Raw genomic sequence first — 22,812 nt, 5'->3', positions numbered from 1 at the left:
AATAACCTTTAACCAAATTATGAAAACCAAAAAATATTATCCTTGGGTCGTAGTCGGACTCTTATGGTTCGTTGCTTTATTAAACTATATGGATCGCCAGATATTATCTACTATGCGTCCTGCGATAGCAATGGATATTCGTGATTTGGAAAGTGCTGCGGTATTCGGAAATTTAATGGCGGTATTCTTGTGGATATATGGGTTTATGAGCCCCGTAGCAGGGATTGTCGCAGACAAATTCAATAGGAAGTCTTTAATTGTTGGGAGCTTATTTGTTTGGTCAGCAGTGACCTTCGCCATGGGCTATGCCGTGAATTATGAACAATTGTATGTGATGCGCGCTTTAATGGGCGTTAGTGAAGCTATTTATATTCCGGCAGGTTTGTCCCTAATAGCGGACTATCACTCGGACAAGACAAGATCGCTAGCAATAGGGATACATATGACAGGATTGTACTTTGGCCAAGCCTTGGGTGGATTTGGTGCTATAGTAGCAGCTAATTATTCGTGGCAGCATACGTTTATCTTTTTTGGATTTATAGGTATTATTTATGCTGTTGTCCTTTTATTTACATTGTTTGAAACATCAGCACGTACCAAACAAGAAGAACAAGTATCTGAAAAAGTACCTTTAGTGAAGGGGCTATCTATCTTATTTAGTAATATCGCTTTTTGGGTGATCCTCTTATATTTTGCAGTACCTAGTCTACCTGGTTGGGCTACAAAAAATTGGTTACCGACATTATTCGCCGAAAATCTACATATTCCTATGGAACAAGCTGGGCCTTTATCTACTATTACAATTGCATTTTCATCTTTCCTGGGGGTATTATTTGGAGGGATATTATCGGATAGATGGGTACAGAAAAATAGCAAAGGTCGCGTATATACGAGTGCAATAGGGTTATCATTAACTATTCCTGCTGTAATATTGATCGGTTATGGATCTAGTATTTTTGCTATTGTAGCTGCTGGATTGATGTTTGGCTTTGGCTTTGGTATGTTTGATGCTAATAATATGCCTATATTATGCCAATTTGTAGCCGCCAAATATAGAGCTACAGCTTATGGTATTATGAATATGGTTGGTGTATTTGCGGGAGCATATATCACCAAATATTTAGGCGCTTCAGCAGATGCAGGGAGCTTAGGGTCTGATTTTGCGATGTTAGCTGTTATTGTATTTGTAGTTTTGATTATTCAATTAACGGTATTGAAGCCTAAGAAAAATGAAGTTCCTGTTTAAGCTATTTTTTTTAGTACTATTAACGAGTACAACTACGCTGATTTGGGCACAAAAAAGAGTAGCCTGTATTGGGGATTCTGTAACCAAGGGCTATGGGTTGAAAGATTATACGAAATCTTATCCCTATCAATTGCAACAGTTATTAGGAGAGCGCTATCAGGTTGAAAATTATGGTCATTCGGGAGCTACCTTATTGAGAAAAGGGCATAATCCTTATCATAAAACTCAGGCCTATAGCGATGCTTTAGCCTTTCGTCCCGATGTGATTATCGTGGCCTTGGGGCTGAATGATACAGATCCACGCAATTGGCCCAATTACAGTAATGATTTTTTTGCTGATTATTCCCAATTGATTCGTGACTTTAAAGAAATTAATCCTGCCGTAGAGGTATATATCTGTAATATGACCCCTATTTTTTCGGGACATGCTCGTTTTCTGTCTGGTACACGTGATTGGTTTGATCAGATTCAAGGTTTGATTCCAGATATTGCCAGGGCGAATGATGCACAGTTAATAGACAATCATATTGTTCTAGCTGCAAGAATAGATCTCTTTGATGACAACCTTCATCCATCTGCTCAGGGAGCAACGATTTTGGCTAATAATATATATCAATATTTGGTGCCATTAGCGCATAAGTTAAGTGTAGATGAGGCTATAGGTAGTCATATGGTATTGCAACGAAATACAGTCAATAGTATACGTGGACTTGCTAGCGCCAATGAAACCGTTAAGTTGATTTTTAATACTAAAACATATACTACTAAGGCAGATCAATTAGGTAAATGGACTATTGCATTGCCTCCCATGAAAGCAGGTGGGCCTTATAGTATTAATATTTTTAATAATAAGGATACGGTAACGCTAGAAGATATCTTGTTTGGCGATGTGTTCTTGGCGTCAGGACAATCCAATATGGCTTTCCAGCTTCATCAAATGAAGAATAGTAAGTTTTATATTGATAATAGTATAAATAATGCCCGTGTAAGGATTTTTAAAAACAAAAATCTAGTAGAAACAACACATGTGGAATGGGATCAAAATACATTGCAAAAAGTTAATGATTTAGCCTACTTCAGTGGTACTTGGGAAGTGCCTAATAAAGACAATGTAAAGTATTTTTCGGCTATAGCATATGTATTTGCTAATGATTTGAATGCTGCTATGGATATACCTATCGGAATAATAGATTTGTCCGTCGGTGGCAGTAATACAGAGTCTTGGATTCCACGTAAAACATTGGAGGATGATAATCTCTTGGCTACGTATATTCACCAATGGCGAAAGTCAGATTTTGTCCAAGACTTTTGTCGTGAAAGAGGAGCTAAGAATTTGGAATTGGCTACGGCCAAATACCAACGTCATCCATATGATCCTGCATATAATTATGAAGCTGGTGTTCATAAGTGGGTTAATACAAATATGAAAGGAGTATTGTGGTATCAAGGCGAAAGCAATGCCCACAATATGGAGCATCATGAATATTTATTTGAGAAATTAGTAGCTTCATGGAGATCGCTTTTTAAGCAGGAGTTGCCTTTCTATTTTGTGCAATTATCCAGTATAAACCGCCCTTCGTGGGGGAGTTTTAGAAATTCACAACGATTAATGGCTAATAGAATTCCTAAAGCATATATGGCGGTATCTTCGGATGTTGGCAACATAAACGATGTACATCCTGTAGAAAAAGAAATCATCGGTAAGCGTCTTGCTAATTTGGTAAAACAGCATGAATATAAAAAGAAGATCGTAGCCAATTCACCTCAGCCGACAACAGTAGTCAGTGATAAAGGGTTTATAACCATCACATTTAATAACTGTAAACACTTAAAGTTAACGAATGGCACTGGCATCAAAGATTTATCTGTAATGGATAGATTTGGAAATATTATACCTATCCAGGATAGTAAAATAATAAAAAATAAGGTGCGTATAAAAGAACCCTTAGCAGGAGCTATATCTATACAATATGGTTATACTGCATTCACCGAAGGCAATTTGTCCAGCAACAGTGACGTCCCTGTTGCTACATTTAATCTAAAAATCAATTAGTATGATGTACAATAATCAACAATTAAATGAGTTGGCTGAATTTTATAAAAATCAGCTTTTAAATGATACTGTCCCTTTTTGGTTCCCTAGATCTTATGATTTTGAAAATGGAGGCTATTTATTGATGCGTGATGCGGATGGCTCCTTGATTGATACAGATAAAGCGGTATGGATTCAAGGGAGAGCTTGTTGGTTATTAGCGACATTATATAATACAGTTGAACCAAAACAAGAATGGCTTGAAGGGGCAAAAATTGGGTATGAATTTATTAAGAATAAATGCTTCGATACCAATGGTAAAATGTATTTTCACGTGGATCAAGAAGGGATGCCTATTCGCATGAGGCGTTATTTCTTTTCGGAGACATTTGCTGTAATTGCCTGCGCCGCATATGCACAAGCTTCGGGAGACCAAGAGGCGGCAGATCTTGCACGACGATTATTTGGTGTCTGCTTGGAGTATGCGAATGGCGAACGTGCTATAGCACCTAAATTTGAAAATACTAGACCATCAAAAGGAATTGGTATACCGATGATCATGATGAATACGGCACAGCAATTGCGCGAAACCATTGGTGATCCTCGCTGTGATGAAGCTATAGAAAAATATATCATCGAAATTGAAACCTATTTTGTGAAGGATGATATAAGATGTGTAATGGAGCAAGTCGCTCTCGATGGATCTATAATAGATCATATCGATGGTCGTACCCTTAATCCGGGGCATGCCATAGAAGGAGCTTGGTTTATACTGCATGAAGCAATATACCGTAATAACGATCCTAAATTGATCGATTTAGGCTGTCGTATGTTAGATTATATGTGGGAGCGTGGATGGGACAAAGAGCATGGTGGTATTTTATATTTTAGAGATGTCTATGATAGGCCTGTTCAAGAATATTGGCAAGATATGAAGTTCTGGTGGCCTCAAAATGAAACTATTATTGCTACGCTATTAGCCTTTTTGATTACCAAAGATGAAAAATATGCAGTTATGCATCAGCAGATTCATGACTATGCATATGCACATTTTCATGATAAAGAGCATGGCGAGTGGTTCGGTTACTTGCATCGTGACGGCCGCATAGCACAGACTGCTAAAGGTAATATGTTTAAAGGTCCATTCCATTTACCTCGTCAAGAATGGTATTGCATGTCGATTTTAGAAAAATACACTAAATAATTATATGCTAAAGATTATTTTAATGGCCGTTTCTTTTGTTGCAGGTATTGTATTTACTGTTTTCGCACAAAACAATATTATACCTATGCCTATCCATATGCAGCTAGAGAGCGGAAGATTAAATTTATCTAGTGGATTAGTCTTACAAACTTCTATTTTTGACCCTATCAGTAGCAAGAGCTTATCTGCTGAAATCGATGCGCTTAAAGGGGTATTGAAGGAATGGAATATTCTTTTGCATAACAATGCTAAGAAAGGTATACCGGTGATTCGATTGGAATTAGTAGCAGCTAAAGACCAACAATCGGACGAAGCCTATCGTTTGAAAATTGATAGGAATGGGATCCTAATAGCGGCGAGCTCTCCTGTAGGTATATTTTATGGTTTGCAAACACTAAGGCAGTTTGAATTAGCTAATAATAGAATTCAATATGCTACAATAGTAGATAAGCCAGCATTTGCTTGGCGCGGATTTTTAGTGGATGTAGGTCGCAAATATCAACCTATTGATATGTTGAAGGAACAAATCGATGTAATGGCAAAATATAAATTAAACGTTTTACATTTTCATTTTACCGAAGATTTGGCTTGGCGCTTAGCGAGCAAAAAATATCCTGGATTGACAGATGCCTCTGTGATGAGACGTTGGGAAGGAAAGTATTACAGTGAGGCTGAGTTTAGAGATTTAATAAAATATTGTAAACAGCGTAATATTTTATTTTTTCCAGAAATAGATATGCCCGGACATAGTGCTGCTTTTAAGCGCTATTTTGGGGTGGATATGCAGTCTGATGCGGGCATGTTATATATAAAAGAATTACTCAAAGAGTTTAAAGAAACTTATCCTGAACTAGATTATCTGCATATTGGTGGCGACGAAGTGAAGATAACGAACAATAATTTTATGCCTGAGATTACCAAATATGTGGAAGACTTAGGTTATAAAATGACGATGGGCTGGGAGCCCGGTTCTAATCTTTCAGCCAATACATTCCGACAATTGTGGATGGGTGGGCCAACGGTTATTGAAGAAAAGGGCGACCAAGTTTATATTGATTCAAAGCACCTCTATATAAATCATATGGATCCATTAGAGACTGTAACTACGCTATTCTATCGTAAAATCGGTGAGCAAACGGAAGGAAACAATAATCTTCTGGGAGCCACTTTATGTGCTTGGCCTGATCGTGCTGTTGCTCATCCCATAGATATGTTTTATCAAAATGCAGTTTATCCTGGATTATTAACTTTTGCCGAGCGTAGCTGGCGCGGCCAAGGAAGATCTTTATGGACCGCTAATATCCTGCCTAAGGGGACAAGAGAAAATAATGACTTTGAAGAATATGAAGTTAGATTGTTAAACCACAAAACGTCCTATTTTACAGACAAGCCTTTTCCCTATGTTAAACAAATGGGATTAGTTTGGGATTTGATAGGCCCTTTTGATAATGGAGGTGATCTAGAAGCGATATTTCCTATTGAAGAAGCTCCTTTTTCCACAGCTTATAGCGCAATGAAGCAGGTGGAAGGAGGAACAGTAGTATTGAGGCATTGGTGGAATGATGTCGTAAAAGGAGCAATTGATAATCCTTCGGAAAATACGACTTGGTATGCTAGAGCACGTATATACTGTGACCAAGAAGGGGAGAGAGGGTTTTGGATCGGTTTTGATAATTTATCCCGATCATATGCAAGTGATTCTCCTGATTTAGGAACTTGGGATAATAGAAAAAGTTGGGTAAAGGTCAACAATAAACTAATAGAGCCACCAATTTGGAAACAAGCGGGTATAGCCGGGGATTTGGAGATACCATATGTAGATGAAGGATATTCTTATAGGGCACCTACGAATATTAATTTGAAGAAGGGCTGGAATGAAGTTTTTATAAAGCTTCCCGTAAAAGATTTTAATGGGAAAAATTGGCAAACTCCTGTAAAATGGATGTTTACTTTTGTTCCTGTAGATTAGAAATAAATAAACTACCATAATATGAAAAAACTATTTTTAAGTGTTTGTGCTGTTACTTTTGCTTTATTAATACAAGCGCAAGAAGTAACTGTTTTTAAATCTGGTGATGATGGATACGCTAGTTACCGTATTCCAGCAATTGTTAAGAATAAAAATGGTAATCTCGTTGCTTTTTCTGAAGGCCGTGTGGATCATGCCGGTGACTACGGTAATGTAGATATTGTCTTTAAAGTAAGTAAAGATAATGGCAAAACTTGGGGACCCTTGCAGGTTGCTGTAGATTATGATAATTTGCAAGCAGGAAATCCTGCCCCTGTTGTAGATTTGTTAGATCCTGCTTACCCGAATGGCCGCTTATTTTTGTTCTATAATACTGGAAATGGGCATGAAGGGGATGTGCGAAATGGTAAAGGGCTGCGCGAGGTGTGGTATGTTGTGTCTAATGATGGTGGTAAAACTTGGCAAGATGCAGTAAATATAACCACGCAAACACATAGACCAAAGCAACCACAAATCAATCCACAATATAATTTTAGCGAAGATTGGCGTACTTATGCCAATACCCCAGGACATGGTTTTCAATTTGTGGCAGGACCAAATAAGGGAAGGATTTATATTGCTGCTAATCATAATGCTGGTAATCCTGCGCCACAGAATAAAGATTGGAATGCACACGCTTATTATTCTGATGACCATGGTAAAACATTTAAATTGAGCCAAAAAGTTCCTTTCCCTGGTACTAACGAATCTTTAGCTGCTCAGATCGATGACAACTCGGTATATATGACTTCTAGAAATCAACAGCTAACACCAAAACAGCGTATCATTTCTATATCTAATGATGGTGGACAGACCTGGGTATCTTCAGCACCAGATGCCAATTTGCCTGATCCTATAAACCAAGCTTCTGTATTATCGTGGAAAAAGGGTAAGAAATTTATATTAGCACATAGCAATGCTGCGGACGAACGTAATAGAGATAATTTAACTCTTCGTTTATCCAAAGACCAAGGAAAAACGTGGTACTTTAACAAAGTAGTAGCCAAAGCACCTGAAGGTTATAAAGGCGCTTATTCTGCTTATTCGGACTTAGTGTTAATTAATAAAAATACGGTCGGTGTCTTGTATGAAAAGGACAACTATAAAACAATAGTATTTGATCCCATCAAAATTAAATAATCACCATATTAGTGCATAAAAATTACGAAAAGCGATGCTAGTAGCATCGCTTTTATACTTTTATTACGTCTTTTTAATGTTAAACTTCGCATATAGATTTCTTTTTAAATACTATTATTGTGTACTTTTGAGAAAATAGAAGGATTAAAATTTTGACACATCAAGAGAAAACGAGTAAAATCAGAAAGGAAATCAATGCTGCATATTTTCAACTGAAAAAGGCTTATCCCATATTTAATTATCAGAATACTTTAGGGCTAATCATATTTTTAGGCTCTATTTTAGCAATTGGCTTTACTTCTTATTTTTGGTATAAGGGGGAAATAGCTTCTTGGCTGATGATTATCATTAATGCCTTTTTTATGGGTGTATTGCATGAGATTGAGCATGATCTTATTCATTGGCTATATTTCAAAGGAAATAAAGTCGTACATCATTTTATGCTTTTTGTCGTATGGATATTAAGACCATTAACGGTAAATCCATGGATTCGAAGAACACTACATCTCCACCACCACAAGTTTTCGGGTACCCTGCATGATGTAGAAGAAAGATCTGTTACCAATGGTGAAAAATGGACCTTTAAGAGGTTTCTAACTACAGCTGATGTTGTATTAGGAGGCTTGATGCGCCTAGGCGTCATGTTTAAAGATATGGATAAAGAAGTGAAAGCGGGACGTCTGAAACTTGAAATCTCGCACAAGCTACGTAAGTTTATGTTTTTAAGTATTATACCGATCACTATTATTGCGCATGTGGTATTGTATTTTTTCTTTGGTGATCTAATATTAGATTACTTCCATAAAACTTTTAATACTAGTTTCGTATTGCCAGAGTTTATTAAGGAAAGTTTGGATTGGTTAAATATAATTATCTACACCATATTGTTACCAAATTTATTGCGTCAATTTTCATTGCATTTTATCACCTCCAATATGCACTATTTTGGTGATGTGGAAGATGGTAATGTAATGGAACAAACACAAGTGTTGACGGTTTGGTGGACTTTTCCTTTTCAATTGTTTTGTTTTTTCTTTGGATGGACACATAGTATACATCATTTTGTTGTCAATGAAACATTCTATATACGACATATAGGACGTAAAAAGGCACAAGAAGTACTGAAGAAATATGGTGTACGTTTTAATGATTTAGGTACTTTTAAAAGAGCGAATAGATTTCATAATCACGATTAAAAATATTGATTACATAAAAAAGAGGCTGTCTTATAATAGGCAGCCTCTTTTTTATGTAATGTTTAATTTCTGGATAAGCTCTATAAAGTTTACACTATTTGTTTTCTTAAGTATATTTTTACGATGTGTATCTATGGTATACTTACTCGTGAATAATTGATTGGCGATGTTTGTACTACTCAATCCAGCTTGGATAAGTTGTAGAATCTGAAGCTCACGTTTTGTTAAATTATAACAATTCTCGGCATCTAAATATATATTTCTTGATTTATCAAATATTCTATAATCATTGATAGGTCTTTCAAAATTCCCTTCTGAGATACGTTGATGTATAACCAATGTTTTGGTAAGATGCCCTTGTGTATTTACTTCCAAAGCCTGACATTGCTGTTTGATCCAAATATATTTATCTTGATCCGTCTTTATACGATAGGAATATCCCATTATATATTGAAAATGCTCATTGAATGATAATTTATTTGTAAACTGTAATCCCTTTTCCTCACAACCGAAAAAATAAGGTTGATCTTCTGGATGCATCATCTCTATCAGTTTTTCTACAGTAAATGTTTTTGAATCATATCCTGTGATGATTTCGAAAGCCAAATTGATAAATGAAATTTGGTTGATATTACAATCATAAATGAAATAGTAACTATCTATTTTCTCCGTTGTAGGTTCATTGGAAGCTGTTTGAGATTTCTGTTGCTCGAAAAGGTCTTTCCATTTTTCATTCTTTATTTCTAAGGACATGTTAATCAATTAGGTAAAGGTGTTTATCACTCAAATTTATTGAAAATGAATTTATTATCATAACTATAATTAGGTATTTTTATTAGGCTGTTATTAATAAACGTTTTATATTTTGCATTTAAATATACTTACCTTTGTATCATGAATAAAAAATCTAATTCTAACGTAAAGAAGGTCGTAGAGAAGCGTACCATAGATAAGTATTTTGATCAACTAAATGACAGTTTTGCTATTGGAAATAAAGTATTATATGCGGTATTTTTAGGTTTAGCATTTTTTGGTATAATGGGGCTTATTTGGATGATACCGTTCCCTCAAATGCAATTTCTGATTAATTTAAAAATGCATACTTTCTTAAATTGGGGTTCACTTTTTATCGCGATTGTAATCTATTCTTATCTAAAATTAGCGCCTACATTATCATATGTAGCCTTATTTAGTATTAGTGTTATGAGCTTTTTTATCGTGCAATTAGAATATGTAGAAAAAGATGGAGGACCATCCGTAGTGTTGGTATGTAGTGTGCTTTCTTTAGTTGGTTTTTTTGGCTTGTTAGCTTTAGCGAAAAAAGAAAAAAATATGAACAATATTACTATGCTTAAATTTTTGGGCATTGGACCTATTTGGTTATGGTCCAAAGTATTTGATAGATTTAACTGGAAATATTAATAGATACTTATTCCAATCAGGTTATATCCCTATAATCTGATTGGAAAATATGCTTTTATGATTGCCTACCTTTAAACTCCTTCATGCCATCATAAATTCCAAATATGTGTTGCATTATCCATTCAAATATGCGGATAGGAAGTAATCCCTGACTCAGCCTTATAAACCAATATGGAAGTGGCATTGCTAACATTTTGGTTTTATGTTCTATAGCTTTCATTATTCGCTCTGCCGTAGGTTCTGGTTCTAGGATAGGTAATATACTCGATTTTACACCATCAAACATACCTGTATTTATATAGAAGGGCATAATAGTCGTTATATAGATGCGCTTCCCTAATTGTTTCATCTCTAATCTTAGGCTATCACTCCAGCCTATAGCAGCCCATTTTGAAGCAGCATAGACTGACATCTTTGGGTTGGATATTAATCCAGCTGAAGAACAGATATTGCATACTGAACCTATATTTCTTTGCATCATTTCCGGCAAAAAGGCGCGTGTAATATGCATTATAGCATCCGCATTGATCGCCATCATTCTACTAATATCGAGATGGGTATGCTCATGAAAATATTTACCTACAACAATACCAGCGTTATTGATGAGCACATCTATAGTACCTATTTTATCTTTTACAACCTGTGCTGTATTTATGATTTCTTCACTATTTGAAACATCAACTTTATAGGTTATTATTTCGCCAGCCAACCTGTCAAATTCCGCTTTAGTATCTGCTAATCCCTTTTCATTGATATCCCAAATTATTAACTTAGCAGCTCCTCTTTCCAGGGATTTACGCCCCATTATTTTACCTATCCCTGAAGCTCCTCCGGTTATTAACACTGTTTTGTTGTTGAAATTCATAGTGAATTATTTTATACTATTAGTACTAGTTTAATACAATTGACTGATATTTGCTGTTTATTACTTAAGCTATATGAAACCATTAGAGCTTCTAATTGTTTGTAGGTAGAGGATAATTATATTTAGAATATATTTTGCTGATGACAATTAAAGAGAAACGTTTTTTTAAGCTTTTTATAAATTCATGGAAAGATTTCATGGACAATGAATGTATGAAGTTTAGTGCTTCACTTTCTTATTACACAATTTTCGCTTTGCCATCTTTTGCAATTTTTCTAATTTCTTTTTTTGGTTTCTTTTTAAATGAAGAAGAGGTCGCAGGGAAATTTTTTCTTCAAATCAATAAAATGATTGGTAATCAAGCTGCAGAGCAAGTTCAAGAAATAGTGCAGAATAGTCAATTTTCAAGATCTACAATTTTAGAAACGGTGCTCGGTATGATCACGTTATTGTTCTCTGCAACAGGAATGTTTACCGAGATACAAAGCTCTATCAATGATATATGGAAATTGAAATCTAAGCCCAAAAAGGGATTGATACATGCGGTAATAGATCAATTTTTTTCCTTCTCTATGATAGGGATTTTCGGATTGATATTGATTATTTCTCTTCTCATAGATTCTTTTATTGAGGTATTCTATAGCAAGCTTTCTTCAGTGTTTAATGTAGAAATTATTTACTTGGCTGATCTATTTGATACGTTATTTGTGTTTTTTGTTATCACTTTTATAATCTTTTATGTGTTTAAAGAATTACCTGATGGTGTTATCAAATTTAGGGATACCCTTGTTGGGGCTTTATTTACGTCCTTTTTTTTTATGATTGGAAAGTGGTTAATTGGTATGTACATCGAAAATTCAGATAAGTTTACGGTTTACGGAACTGCAGGTGCAATTTTGATACTTCTATTTTGGGTATACTATTCGGCTATAATACTTTACTTTGGTGCTGTATTTACCAAAAATTATGCTCTATTATATGGTACCCCAATAGCACCTAATGCTTATTCTGAATTTAAAGATTCTGTGGAAATAGTGAATAATAAGGACTAGGTACGGATTGTATTCGATTGAACGATATATAGCACAAAAAAGCTCGCTAGTAATTATATACTAGCGAGCTTTGCTTTTTTAGAAAAGGTGTTATTTTATTATTCTTTTAATTTTGTTTGATTTTTTTATCAATTTATGTAAGCCATCATAATCCTCTTCCTCCAGCTTGTCGTGCAATTTTTGAAGTTGCTTGATATGCTCTTCCAATACTTCTAATACATTCTCCCGGTTTTGTTTGAAAATAGGGGTCCACATATCTGGAGATGATTTTGCTAAGCGTACGGTTGATTCAAATCCTGATCCTGCCAGTTCAAATATTCTGCCCTGTGATTTTTCTTTCTCTAAGACCGTTAATGCTAATGCAAATGACGTTAAATGGGAGATATGTGATACATATGCTGTATGCATATCATGCTCCTCTGCAGTCATAAATAAAGACTTCATCTCCAATTGGTCTGTGATAGCATCTGCCAAATCAAAGGCATCTTCATCGGACTTGAATGCTTCTACATAGACCATGTTTTTATCTTTAAATAGATTCGATAAAGCTGCCTCTGGCCCCGAATATTCGGTTCCTGCCATAGGATGAGCGGCTACGTATCGTCCTCTTTTGGGATGATCGGCGATATGTTGAAGAATATTAATCTTTGTAGAACCCATGTCAATTAATACTTGATCTTCTATCTTATCAAGTATATAAGGTGCCAACTTCATAATAGCATCTACAGGTGTAGTCAATATAATAACGTTTACCGTTAATATTGCTTCATCTAAAGTCATTATCTCATCTACAAGATTCAGCTGCAAAGCCTTCTTTTGATTTGCTTCATTCTTGTCAACACCAATTATTTTATCCACAAACTTTGTCTCTCGCAATCGAATGGCTACAGAGCCTCCGATTAAACCTATACCGACAATAGCTATATTCATCGTTTTATTTGTTAGGTAGATATTCTACTATTAATAATTATAAATTAGCCTTCAATCTTTCGATTGCTGCTTCTAAAGTTTCAATTTTACCACATAGGCTGATACGAATATACTGCTCGCCAGCGGAACCAAATATTCCCCCAGGTGTAATAAATACTTTAGCTTTGTATAATACATCGTCTGCGAGATCGTAACAATTGTTGTAGTTGGATGGTATTTTTGCCCATACGAATAAACCTACTTGTTTGGTGTCGTAATCACAGCCTAATATATCCATTATTTCATACACCTTCAGTCTACGCGCTTCGTACTCTTTATTTAGGGTTTCGTACCATGATTTGTCTAAGCTTAGCGCTTTCGCTGCCGCAAATTGAACGGGCAAAAACATGCCTGAATCCATATTGGATTTAAAACGTAAGATTTCACTTATGCGTTTTTGATTAGCGACTAACATCCCCACGCGCCAGCCTGCCATATTGGATGACTTACTCAGTGAATTTAATTCTATCGCAACATCCAAAGCGCCTTCTACAGCCAATAGGCTGATAGGATTATCATTCAAGATAAAACTATAGGGGTTATCATGTACCAATAATATAGTATGCTTCTTAGCAAAAGCTACAGCATTCTCAAAGAACGCAATATTTGCTGAAGCACCTGTTGGCATATGTGGATAGTTCATCCACATCATTTTTACCTTAGAAAGGTCGCGTTTTTCCAATTCGTCAAAATCAACTAACCAGTCATTGGCGGCGCTCAATTCATAAGGAACAACAGTAGCTCCTGTCAGTTTTACAGCACTTGTGTACGCTGGGTAGCCGGGGTTGGGGATTAATACCTCATCACCTTCCTGTAGGTAGGTCATAGCGATATGAACGATCCCTTCTTTAGATCCTATTAATGGTAATATCTCTGTTTCGGCATTTAAGGATACATGATAATATCGGGAATACCAATCGGCTATTGCTTGACGCAATACTGGTGCTCCTTTATAGTTTTGATAGCCATGTGTATTTGTTAATGACGCTTGCTCATGCAATACTTTGATAACATCGGGATGCGGTGGTAAGTCTGGACTTCCTATACCCAAATTAATCACTTTTGCACCAGCTTGGTTCATCTGATCTATCTCACGTAACTTCTTCGAAAAGTAGTATTCTTCCGTTTGTTGTAACCTTTTTGCAACTTCGATTTCCATTGACATTCTATTTGGTCGCTAAATTTATAAAAACTTAATTGTTTTGTTGAATTTTTTGAAATATTTATACCCGCAATAATCAAAACATTGCAACAATTTAGCGAGTTAGTCAAAAGTAACAGTCATGCTTGTTTTTTTTCTTATTTTTGTTTACTTTTTAAATATAGATGAAAACATATTTTAGATTACTCTCATTCGCTAAGCCCATAGAAAAGTATGCGATTCCTTATATCATTTGTACGATTATCACTGTTGTTTTTGGGACTTTAAACTTGGCTTTGTTAGTGCCTTTATTGCAGGTGCTTTTTAAGGGGACAGGAGATGTCGAAGTGGACACTAGTAGGGTAGTGGAAAAGCCTGAAAGTTGGGACAAAATAGGCGATTGGTTTACCTATTATGCGGATAAGCTATATTATGACTTGGGTCCCTATGAAGCATTGCAATATGTATGTATTGTTATCATAATTTCAGTATTCATTAGCAATTTGTTCCGTTACTTGTCACAGCGTGTAATGGAAAATCTACGTATTCATACCTTATTAAATTTGCGTAAATCTGTTTTTGATAATGTAATGGATTTAGATTTAGGTTATTTTACGAATCAGCGCAAAGGCGATATTATTTCTAAGGTAGCATCGGATGTGCAGGTTGTTCAGTTTTCTGTGACTGCTACATTACAAGTTATATTCAAAGAACCCTTACAACTAATCGCATATATACTTTTTCTATTTTCTATTTCCGCGAAATTGACGATTTTCTCGATGCTGGTAATTCCGGTGTCGGCATTGTTTATATCGTTGATTGTCAAGAAGCTAAAAAAACAAGCTATCGAAGGTCAGGAGTCTTATAGTAATATGATTTCTTATTTGGATGAAGCCTTATCGGGGGTCAAAATTATAAAAGCATTTAATGCTGTTTCTTTTGTAAAGAATAGGTTTAATAGCGAAAGTGAAAACTATTCTAATATTATGCGTCGAATGGTGCGCCGCCAACAGATGGGATCACCTGTGTCCGAATTATTAGGTGTCGTGATGGTCGCTATTATTCTATTATATGGTGGTAGTTTGGTGTTGAGCGGTCAGGGTGATTTAAAAGCTTCTGAATTTATTGGTTATATAGCTGTGTTTTCTCAAGTAATGCGTCCTGCAAAAGCATTGACAGACGCATTTTCTAATATACATAATGGTATTGCAGCAGGGGAGCGGGTATTGAATTTGATAGATGAAAAACCGCAATTAGTAGATAAGCCTAATGCTGCTGTGGTAACAGATTTTAACGATAAGATTGTTTTCCATGAAGTAGGTTTTTCATATGATGATAAAGAGATATTAAGAAGTATCAATCTCGAGATCAATAAAGGTGAAACAGTTGCTTTAGTAGGCCCGTCTGGAGGAGGAAAATCTACCATGATAGATTTGATACCTCGATTTATGGATGTCAATAAAGGAGGAATTACATTTGATGGCATTGATCTGCGGGAATTGAATCAGGAATCATTGCGTAATCAGATCGGTACCGTAAATCAGGAATCTATCTTATTTAATGATACTATATTTAATAATATCGCGTTTGGTAATACAACAGCTACATTAGAACAAGTGGAGGCTGCAGCACGTATTGCTAATGCACATGATTTTATAGCTCAAACGGAGCATGGTTATCAAACAAATATAGGCGATCGTGGTGCCAAATTATCAGGTGGCCAACGTCAGCGAATATCTATAGCACGTGCTGTGCTGAAGAATCCGCCGATCATGTTGCTGGACGAGGCTACATCGGCTTTAGATACTGAATCGGAGCGTTTGGTCCAAGATTCATTATATAAGTTGATGAAAAATAGAACTACAGTTGTTATTGCGCATCGTTTAAGTACGATTCAGAATGCAGATAAAATAGTTGTTATCGAGGCTGGACAAATTATTGAAACAGGTTCTCATAATGAATTGATAGTCAAAAATGGCCTTTATAAGCGTTTAATCGATATGCAACAGTTTGCAGATTCATAAGCCCAAGGGTTGATTATTTGCTATAGTTTTTGATACATTTGTAAAAGAAGGAAAGACGTATGAATGCTACGAAAAAACTAAGTTTTCTATTAAATGATGAAAACTTAGATACTGATTTAAAAATTATTGCACAGAAGGTCGTGGATGGGGAGCGTATCTCTTTTGATGATGGTGTTCTATTATATCATAAGGGAGAACTGAACTATTTAGGTGTTCTTGCTAATTATATACGAGAGAAAAAGCACGGCGACCATACTTTTTTCAATAGAAACTTTCATATTGAACCTACGAATGTGTGTGTCTATGATTGTAAGTTTTGTTCTTATTCCCGTATGATCAAACAGCGTGAAGAAGGATGGGAGATGGATGTTGATGGTATGATGGATGTCGTAAAGAAATATGATGGCGAACCTGTTACCGAAGTACATATTACGGGTGGGGTAGTACCCAAACAAAATTTAGAATTCTATGCAGATTTCTTTCGCCAATGTAAAGCACATCGTCCCGAGTTACATATCAAAGGTCTTACCCCTGTAGAATATTATTATATCTTCAAAAAAGCTAAGTTAAGCCACTATGAAGGAATGAAATATTTGCACGAATGTGGATTAGATTCTATGCCTGGGGGCGGTGCCGAGATATTTCATCCCGAAGTAAGAGAAAAAATAGCGTACGACAAGTGTACTGCTGAGCAATGGTTAGATATTCACGAACAAGCACACAAATTGGGAATGCGTACCAATGCAACCATGCTGTATGGTCACATCGAAGAATTTTGGCATCGTGTAGATCATATGGAACGCTTGCGTACATTGCAAGATAAGACCGGTGGTTTTCAAACATTTATTCCCTTGAAATTCAGGAATAAAGAAAATCAAATGTCTGATGTGCCGGAGGTTTCAGTTATTGAAGATCTGCGTAATTATGCTATAGCACGTATCTATATGGACAATTTTGACCATATAAAAGCATACTGGGCTATGATATCTAGAAATACAGCGCAGATGTCTTTGGCCTATGGTGTTGATGATATCGATGGTACGCTGGATGATACCACCAAGATCTATTCAATGGCTGGTGCTGAAGAGCAAAAACCTGCTATGAGTACAAAAGAATTGGTAGAGTTAATCAAAAATGTAGGTAGACATCCTATCGAGCGTGATACGCTGTACAATGTTGTCGTGGATTATAAGGATGTTGTTTTTGAAGAGGAAAAAGAAAAGAAATATTACGCTTTACCAGTAGTAAATTAAAAATATAAATTGAAAAAGAAGACTTTTTACATCATAAGACACGGACAAACGGATCTTAATCTGCGTGGGATAGTGCAAGGAAGAGGTGTTAATTCGCCACTGAATGAAAATGGTCTAAAACAAGCATCTGCTTTTTACGAAGCCTATAAGGATATCCCATTTGACAAAGTGTATACTTCGACCTTGTTGCGTACGCATCAGACGGTAGATAAGTTTATTCAACTGGGAATACCTACAGAGCAGCTTATTGGTCTGGATGAGATCAGCTGGGGTGTTTATGAAGGTAAGGAGCAAGATGAAACGATAATGTCGGGCTTTGCTAAGGTGGTAGAATCTTGGCGCAGCAATGATTTAGATTTAGCTATAGAATTGGGTGAATCTCCTAATCAAGTTGTACAAAGACAAAAGGAAGCTTTTGAATATATGCTGCAAAAAGAAGAGGAAGATACCGTCTTAGTTTGTATGCATGGTAGAGCCCTTCGTATTTTGATGTGCCATCTGACAGATGTTTCTGTCAACTTGATGGATGATTTCCCACATACTAATACCTCTCTTTATGTATTAGAATATGAAGATGGGAAGTATAAGATTATTGATTATTACAATACAAAACATTTAGAAGGTTTATAATGCAAAAAATAAAAATATCGGCAGTGAGTTATACTAACACATTGCCATTTTTACAAGGTATTAAATCTTCGCCTATAATAGATGAGATTGATCTAACGGTAGATTTTCCGGCGGAGTGTGCAAGAAAAGTGATACAAGATGAAGTTGATTTAGGTATTATTCCCATTGCCGCACTAATAGATATTCCTAATTACCGTATTATTACTGATTATTGTATCGGTTCAGTAGGTGCGGTGGATTCTGTTTTTATATTTGCCGATAAACCTATTGAAGATATAAAAACATTGCGATTAGATAAGGAATCGCGTACCTCAAATGGCTTAGCACGTATTCTTCTTAAATACTTCTGGAAGATAGAGGTCGAGATTATTACCGAAGGGGATGCAGATGCTTATGTATTGATCGGAGATCGTACATTTGGTAAAAAAGACACTGTAAACTATGTTTACGACTTAGGACACTACTGGATGGAATATACAGGCCTTCCTTTTGCCTATGCTGTATGGGCTTCGAATAAAGTGCTTCCTGAGGGGTTTATTGCTACTTTTAATAAGGCTTTAGCAGATGGTATTTCTCATCCTGCGGATGTAATCTCAGCATTACCGCCGATTGCTAATTTTGATTATAAGTATTACCTTACTCAAAGTCTAAACTTTCATTTAGATACCAAAAAAAGAAAAGCTATAGATAAATACCTAGAGCTTTTCCAATCGTTATAGTAATCACTTAAATTTTACGTTTTACTCTGGCTTTTGTTTTTCTACTTTCAGTAGGAAAATAAAAGCTAGAAATGCACCTATAGAAGCCATACCTACACCTATCAAGGAAGGGTAGTTGTAGGCAAAGCCCATAGCGATTGGGACAGCGCCAAAATAAGCACCTATAGAATTACCGATGTTGAAGGAAGCTTGTCCCGCTGCTGCGGCAAATGTCTCGGCTCCTTTGGCGTTATTTATAAGCATCATTTGCAATGGTGGACCTATTGTAAATGCTATCATCCCTGTAATAAATGCCATTGGGTAGGCTAAAGCTGTAATATGTGCGGTGAAAAATAATATCAGTAGGCATATTGCCATGGCTGAAAAAGAGCATATGGTTGCTTTACTTGGTGAAATGGTGTCTGCCAATTTTCCGCCGAGGAAATTACCAACGACCATACCGCCACCGATCAATACCATAATGATAGAAACATTAGCTTCTGGTAAGCCGGAAACAGTAGTTACTAATTTGGAAATATAACTTATCCAAGCAAATAATCCGCCTGTACCGATCGCAATGATTGCAACCATCAACCAAGCATCCCAACGTTTGAAATATTTTATTTGTTGTGTTATTTTATTTTCTTTGTCAGCAGGTATATCAGGCATCCAAAAATAGATCGCAACACAAGTGACCAAGCCTAATAAACTGATAAAGCCATAAGTGATACGCCAGTCAAATACGTGACCTATGTATGTACCTAATGGAACTCCTATTAGATTAGCTATAGTCATCCCTGTAAACATAATGGAGATCGATTGTGCCTCCTTTCCTGGTTTAGCAAGCTTTGCAGCTACAACTGATCCGATACCAAAGAAAGCACCATGTGGTAGTCCTGAAGTAAATCGTGCTACAAAAAGACTCCATGTATTTGGTGCCAATGTAAATAGGGCATTAAACACAAAGAATAAGAACATCAAGAATAATAAGACTTGTTTGGCAGGGTATTTGGAGGTAGCTACTACAAGTGTAGGTGCACCTACAACTACTCCTAAAGCATAGAGACCTATTAAATTACTTGCTGTTGGAATATCTATATGTATGTTTTTTGCAATATCAGGGAGGATTCCCATCATGGTGAATTCCGTCATTCCTATAGCTAGACCGCCAAAGGCTAACGCAATTAATCCTTTATTCATTCTATTTTGAATTATTTTTAGTACGCTGCAAAGGTAAGATTTTATGTACTAATATTCTATTTTATAGAGGTCTTAATTAAAAATGGAAATTAAATAATAAGGATATTTAAGTATAAATTTATACTTTTATCAATAAAATTAGTATATTTATAAACTAATTTGTTTTTATGAATTATAATCTAATAAAAAATATTGTTGGTTTAGTGGAGGAGTTTGGGCGTTTTAATGATTTATATACTAATGATTTAGAGGGTTTTAAGAAGTGGATTGCAGCTAATTATTCAAACTCTGTTGAATTAGATATTGCCCCCGATTGGCAAGGCAAAGATAGTGGTCGTACGGCTGATAGCGTTATTAGTACATTGCTAGTTCATATGAATAAGTTTGCTAAGAATTATGCTAAGGCAGCTATTTGTGACTCGGAATTTTCTACACAAGAAGATTTTATCTATTTAATTAACCTTAGAGCTTTTGGCAAAATGACAAAAATGGAACTTATAAGGAAGAATATACAAGAAAAATCTGTAGGTATATTGATTATTAATAGATTGATGTCTAAAGGCTGGGTTAAACAGGAAAGTTCTTCTACTGATAAAAGGAGTAAAATTATTGCTATAACACCATTAGGGTCAGAAGTTTTGGATAGTCAGATGCAAAAAATTAGAGATGCCACCAGTATCGTGACGGGAAATCTTTCGGATAGTGAAAAAATTGAGCTTATAACGCTATTAAATAAGTTACATGATTTTCACATGGATATATATGAAAAAAATATAGGTGTTGAAGAGTTGTTAGAGAAAGCTACGGCTATTAAATTAAATAAAAAATAAAGTTATGAAAAAATTAGTATTTGTTATTGCCTTAATGCTGTCTATGGGCTTTGCCTTTGGACAGGCCAAAGACTTTCAGTTATCTAGTCATATTCTGGATATCTCGACAGGGAAGCCTGCACCAGATGTTTTTATTAAATTGGAGAAATTAAATAAAGACAATAAATGGGAAACTATTCGTACCTTAAAGACTGATAACAATGGTCGTGTTACGGATTTTCTGCCTTATGAAAATAATAAAAATAATAACGGAGTTTATAAACTAACTTTTGAGACTAAACCATATTTTGATAATAGCCATATTGATACTTTTTACCCTTTTATTGAAGTAGTATTTGCGATAAAAGATGAAGCACATTATCACGTGCCTATTACAATTAGTCCATATGGTTATTCTACATACAAAGGGAATTAATATATAAATTTTAATGAAAAGAAAAATTGCTGTTATAGGATCAGGTTTCTCAGGTTTATCTGCTGCTGCATATTTAGCTAAAGACGGTCATGAAGTACATGTGTTTGAGAAGCATAATCAACCTGGTGGTAGAGCGAGGCAGTTTAAAACCGATAACGGCTATGTATTTGATATGGGCCCAAGTTGGTATTGGATGCCAGATATTATCGAAGGTTTTTTTAAGGACTTTGGCTATTCCTCAGCTGAATTTTATGATCTTATTTCTTTAAATCCACAGTTTGAAATGATCTTTTCAGACGCTGTAGTTGCTGTGCCCGAAAAGTACGATGACCTAAAAAGTGTAATTGAAGACTTGGAACCTGGTGCAGGAAGCCAATTGGATAAATTTATGGAGTCTGCCAAATATAAATATGAGGTAGGTATGCAAGATTTTGTAAACAAACCCTGTCATAATTGGTTTGAATTTGTATCTCCAAAAATTGCCAAAAGTGCTTTAAAATTAGATTTACTGTCTAGTTTTAGAAAATATGTCGGTAAATATTTCACCAATCAAAAGATAAAATCTTTAATGGAGTTTCCCGTTATATTTTTAGGAGCTTCACCAAAGAATATTCCTGCATTATATAGTTTGATGAACTATGGCGGATTTGTATTAGGTACCCATTACCCTATAGGGGGGTTTTACCAATTGGTATTAGCAATGAAAGAAGTTGCCGAAAGGCAAGGTGTTAAATTTCATTTTAGTCATAATGTAGACAAAATAGAAATCTCTACTGATGATCATGCTTCTTTGATAATCAATGGAGATAAGTATGATTTTGATTATGTCATCGCCTCTTCCGATTACCACCATTCAGAAAGTTTGCTCCCAGAGAAATACAAGAATTACGACGATAATTATTGGGAAAATAGAACTTTTGCACCTTCATCATTAATCTATTATTTAGGCTTTAAAGAAAAAATTAATGGGCTAAAGCATCATACACTTTTCTTTGAGAATGAACTGGACAATCATATTGATTGTATATATGAAGATAAGAAATGGCCTCAAGATCCATTGTTTTATGCTTGTTGTCCTTCTAAAACAGATTCTAATGTCGCACCCGAATATGGGGAGAATGTATTTTTGTTGATGCCCGTCGCTACAGCTCTGGACGATGGAGAATCTACACGTGAATCTTATTTGAAACATATGTTGGATCGTTTAGAAAAACATACCGGTGCTAAGAATCTGTATGACAAATTGGAATATAAACGTAGCTATTGTGTGTCTGATTTTGTAACGGACTACAATGCTTATGGCGGCAACGCATACGGATTAGCAAATACATTGGGACAAACAGCGGTATTAAAACCTAAAATTAAAAATAAGAAGGTTAAAAATTTATTTTATACAGGACAACTTACTGTACCTGGGCCTGGTGTTCCCCCGTCTATCATATCGGGAAAAATAGTAGCAAATGAAGTTAGTAAACTAAATAAGTAGT

The 22,812-nt window shown here is 35.6% G+C and carries 20 protein-coding genes; 15 read left to right on the top strand and 5 right to left on the bottom strand.

The window, feature by feature from the left end:
- The first annotated feature begins 19 nt into the window (after positions 1-19).
- The 6 genes from IP023_RS00385 to IP023_RS00360 all read left to right on the top strand — a co-directional run bounded on the left by IP023_RS00385 (position 20) and on the right by IP023_RS00360 (position 8,826).
- Positions 20-1,246, top strand: a complete 1,227-nt coding sequence (locus IP023_RS00385) for an MFS transporter (RefSeq protein WP_241788263.1) — start codon at positions 20-22, stop codon at positions 1,244-1,246.
- A complete protein-coding gene (locus IP023_RS00380) occupies positions 1,230-3,299 on the top strand; it encodes a GDSL-type esterase/lipase family protein (RefSeq protein ID WP_241788262.1) in 2,070 nt (689 codons plus the stop codon). The genes IP023_RS00385 and IP023_RS00380 overlap by 17 nt, the downstream gene beginning before the upstream one ends.
- Before the next feature lies 1 nt (position 3,300).
- Positions 3,301-4,482, top strand: coding sequence for an AGE family epimerase/isomerase (locus IP023_RS00375; protein ID WP_241788261.1), 1,182 nt, complete (start codon positions 3,301-3,303; stop codon positions 4,480-4,482).
- Positions 4,483-4,486: 4 nt separating this feature from the next.
- Positions 4,487-6,451: a family 20 glycosylhydrolase gene (locus tag IP023_RS00370; protein ID WP_241788260.1), complete on the top strand. Its 1,965-nt coding sequence runs from the start codon at positions 4,487-4,489 to the stop codon at positions 6,449-6,451.
- Between the two features lie 21 nt (positions 6,452-6,472).
- Positions 6,473-7,630 (top strand): sialidase family protein, encoded by a 1,158-nt coding sequence (locus tag IP023_RS00365; RefSeq protein WP_241788259.1) that lies wholly within the window; start codon positions 6,473-6,475, stop codon positions 7,628-7,630.
- A gap of 152 nt (positions 7,631-7,782) precedes the next feature.
- Entirely contained in the window at positions 7,783-8,826 is a 1,044-nt protein-coding gene (locus IP023_RS00360) for a fatty acid desaturase (RefSeq protein ID WP_241788258.1), read from the top strand.
- 51 nt (positions 8,827-8,877) lie between these two features.
- On the opposite strand, the gene IP023_RS00355 is transcribed toward IP023_RS00360, so the two are convergent.
- Positions 8,878-9,579: a LuxR C-terminal-related transcriptional regulator gene (locus IP023_RS00355; RefSeq protein ID WP_241788257.1), complete on the bottom strand. Its 702-nt coding sequence runs from the start codon at positions 9,577-9,579 to the stop codon at positions 8,878-8,880.
- A gap of 141 nt (positions 9,580-9,720) precedes the next feature.
- Between IP023_RS00355 and IP023_RS00350 the strand changes: the two genes are divergently transcribed.
- Entirely contained in the window at positions 9,721-10,248 is a 528-nt protein-coding gene (locus tag IP023_RS00350) for a hypothetical protein (RefSeq protein ID WP_241788256.1), read from the top strand.
- 55 nt (positions 10,249-10,303) lie between these two features.
- Here the strand turns inward: IP023_RS00350 and IP023_RS00345 are convergent, their stop codons facing one another.
- A complete protein-coding gene (locus IP023_RS00345) occupies positions 10,304-11,113 on the bottom strand; it encodes an SDR family oxidoreductase (protein WP_241788255.1) in 810 nt (269 codons plus the stop codon).
- A gap of 140 nt (positions 11,114-11,253) precedes the next feature.
- Here IP023_RS00345 and IP023_RS00340 point away from each other — a divergent pair, with 140 nt between their 5' ends.
- On the top strand, positions 11,254-12,165 hold the full coding sequence (locus tag IP023_RS00340; protein WP_241788254.1) for a YihY/virulence factor BrkB family protein: 912 nt from the start codon (positions 11,254-11,256) through the stop codon (positions 12,163-12,165).
- A gap of 90 nt (positions 12,166-12,255) precedes the next feature.
- On the opposite strand, the gene IP023_RS00335 is transcribed toward IP023_RS00340, so the two are convergent.
- Both IP023_RS00335 and IP023_RS00330 read right to left on the bottom strand, forming a co-directional pair.
- Positions 12,256-13,095: a prephenate dehydrogenase gene (locus IP023_RS00335; RefSeq protein WP_241788253.1), complete on the bottom strand. Its 840-nt coding sequence runs from the start codon at positions 13,093-13,095 to the stop codon at positions 12,256-12,258.
- A gap of 37 nt (positions 13,096-13,132) precedes the next feature.
- On the bottom strand, positions 13,133-14,293 hold the full coding sequence (locus IP023_RS00330) for a pyridoxal phosphate-dependent aminotransferase (RefSeq protein WP_241788252.1): 1,161 nt from the start codon (positions 14,291-14,293) through the stop codon (positions 13,133-13,135).
- 167 nt (positions 14,294-14,460) lie between these two features.
- On the opposite strand from IP023_RS00330, the gene IP023_RS00325 reads away from it, so the two are divergent.
- From IP023_RS00325 to IP023_RS00310, 4 genes are read left to right on the top strand one after another with little or no spacing between them, the layout of a single operon-like run.
- Complete coding sequence (locus IP023_RS00325) at positions 14,461-16,299, top strand: ABC transporter ATP-binding protein (protein WP_241788251.1); 1,839 nt, start codon at positions 14,461-14,463, stop codon at positions 16,297-16,299.
- Between the two features lie 59 nt (positions 16,300-16,358).
- Positions 16,359-17,552 carry an aminofutalosine synthase MqnE gene (gene mqnE, locus IP023_RS00320; RefSeq protein WP_241788250.1) on the top strand — a complete coding sequence of 398 codons (1,194 nt, stop codon included), beginning with the start codon at positions 16,359-16,361 and terminating at the stop codon, positions 17,550-17,552.
- Positions 17,553-17,561: 9 nt separating this feature from the next.
- Positions 17,562-18,182 carry a histidine phosphatase family protein gene (locus tag IP023_RS00315; protein WP_241788249.1) on the top strand — a complete coding sequence of 207 codons (621 nt, stop codon included), beginning with the start codon at positions 17,562-17,564 and terminating at the stop codon, positions 18,180-18,182.
- Positions 18,182-18,901, top strand: a complete 720-nt coding sequence (locus tag IP023_RS00310; RefSeq protein ID WP_241788248.1) for a menaquinone biosynthetic enzyme MqnA/MqnD family protein — start codon at positions 18,182-18,184, stop codon at positions 18,899-18,901. The genes IP023_RS00315 and IP023_RS00310 overlap by 1 nt, the downstream gene beginning before the upstream one ends.
- 21 nt (positions 18,902-18,922) lie before the next feature.
- Here the strand turns inward: IP023_RS00310 and IP023_RS00305 are convergent, their stop codons facing one another.
- Positions 18,923-20,080, bottom strand: coding sequence for an MFS transporter (locus tag IP023_RS00305; protein ID WP_241788247.1), 1,158 nt, complete (start codon positions 20,078-20,080; stop codon positions 18,923-18,925).
- Positions 20,081-20,247: 167 nt separating this feature from the next.
- On the opposite strand from IP023_RS00305, the gene IP023_RS00300 reads away from it, so the two are divergent.
- From IP023_RS00300 to IP023_RS00290, 3 genes are read left to right on the top strand one after another with little or no spacing between them, the layout of a single operon-like run.
- Positions 20,248-20,910, top strand: a complete 663-nt coding sequence (locus IP023_RS00300; RefSeq protein ID WP_241788246.1) for a MarR family winged helix-turn-helix transcriptional regulator — start codon at positions 20,248-20,250, stop codon at positions 20,908-20,910.
- A 4-nt stretch (positions 20,911-20,914) separates the two neighbouring features.
- On the top strand, positions 20,915-21,325 hold the full coding sequence (gene uraH / locus IP023_RS00295; protein WP_241788245.1) for a hydroxyisourate hydrolase: 411 nt from the start codon (positions 20,915-20,917) through the stop codon (positions 21,323-21,325).
- Between the two features lie 13 nt (positions 21,326-21,338).
- Positions 21,339-22,811 carry a phytoene desaturase family protein gene (locus IP023_RS00290; protein WP_241788244.1) on the top strand — a complete coding sequence of 491 codons (1,473 nt, stop codon included), beginning with the start codon at positions 21,339-21,341 and terminating at the stop codon, positions 22,809-22,811.
- Position 22,812: the final 1 nt, after the last annotated feature.

This window comes from Sphingobacterium rhinopitheci (assembly GCF_022627575.1).
Classification (GTDB): Bacteria; Bacteroidota; Bacteroidia; order Sphingobacteriales; family Sphingobacteriaceae; genus Sphingobacterium; species Sphingobacterium rhinopitheci.
Note: the sequence above shows the minus strand (reverse complement) of the source record. Positions and strands in the feature narration are given on the sequence as shown.